The following is a 1,495-nucleotide window of genomic DNA, read 5'->3' as shown; positions in this document are numbered from 1 at the left end:
CCCGGGGACGGGACCCGGGGGTTGTCCACAGGCGTTGTCCACAGGGGGAGACGGTCGATCGGGAACGGCGGTACGGTCTGGGCCGGATGATGTTGGACAACGCATCGGGGGAGGGCGTCCCATGGACGAGAACCGGGCCGTCGTGCCAGGACAGCGCGGCACGGACGGAGGGCAGGACGGGGCGCGCGTCCCGCACGTGCCGGGGTTCGCGCGCCGCACCGCGCCCGGCACCGGGGTCTCCCCCAAGGACCGCGGCAAGCAGCTGCGCGAGCGCGTCCCCCGCTCCTCGCACGACCGGCCGGCCCTCGCCGCCGACCGTCCGGACGCCGTGCGCGCCGTCGAGGAATCGAGCCGGGGCCGGGTCCCCGAGCTCACGCCGATACGGGTCGGCAGGATGGCGGCGAGCCCCTTCGCCTTCCTGCGCGGCTCCGCCGGACTGATGGCCCAGGACCTCGCCGGGACGCCCGTCACCGGGATAGCCGCCCAGATATGCGGCGACGCGCACGCCGCCAACTTCGGCCTCTACGGGGACGCCCGCGGCCGGCTCGTCATGGACCTCAACGACTTCGACGAGACCGTCGTCGGCCCCTGGGAATGGGACCTCAAGCGGCTCGCCACCTCCCTCGTCCTCGCCGGACGGGAGGTGGGAGCGGACGAGGACGTGTGCCGGGCCGCCGCCTTCGACACCGTCGGCGCCTACCGGCGCACCATGCGCCTGCTCGCCCGCCTGCCCGCCCACGACGCCTGGAACGCGATCGCCGACGAGGAACTCGTCTCGCACACCGACGCCCGCGACCTCCTCGGCACCCTGGAGCGGGTCTCCGCCAAGGCCCGCAACAACACGAGCGCCCGGTTCGCCGCCCGGTCGACCGAGGCCGTGACGGACGCCGAGGGCGGCGGCCGCAGGTTCGTGGACGCTCCCCCGGTGCTGCGCAGGGTCCCGGACGCCGAGGCCGCCGAGGTCGCCGCCTCCCTCGGCGCGTACCTGGAGACCGTGTCCGAGGACAGACTGCCGCTCCTCGCCCGGTACGCCGTCCACGACGTGGCCTTCCGGGTGGTAGGCACCGGCAGCGTCGGCACCCGCTCCTATGTGGTCCTGCTCCTCGACCACCGGGGCGAGCCCCTGGTGCTCCAGGTGAAGGAGGCCCGGCCGTCGGCCCTGCTGCCCCATCTGCCGGCCGCCGGCTTCACCGTGCCGGACACCGGCCACGAGGGACGGCGCGTGGTGCTCGGGCAGAAGCGGATGCAGGTCGTCAGCGACATCCTGCTGGGCTGGACCACGGTCGAGGGGCGCCCGTTCCAGGTGCGCCAGTTCCGCAACCGCAAGGGCAGCGTGGATCCCGCCGCCCTCACCGCGGAGCAGCTCGACGACTACGGGCGGATGACCGGCGCCCTGCTCGCCCGTGCGCACGCCCACAGCGCCGACCCGCGCCTGATATCCGGCTACTGCGGCAAGAACGAGGAGCTCGACGAGGCCGTCGCCTCCTTCGCCGTC

The 1,495-nt window shown here is 74.4% G+C and carries 1 protein-coding gene; it reads left to right on the top strand.

Annotation, left to right across the window (positions count from 1 at the left end; translation table 11 throughout):
- Nucleotides 1–121 precede the first annotated feature (121 nt).
- A partial coding sequence (locus tag CCN56_RS41140) for a DUF2252 domain-containing protein (RefSeq protein WP_086832589.1) occupies nt 122–1,495 on the top strand: 1,374 nt, incomplete at its 3' end.

It is taken from the genome of Streptomyces sp. NRRL B-24572 (assembly GCF_002156145.1).
Lineage (GTDB): Bacteria > Actinomycetota > Actinomycetes > Streptomycetales > Streptomycetaceae > Streptomyces > Streptomyces vietnamensis.
This window is presented reverse-complemented; position numbering and strand designations above follow the sequence as displayed.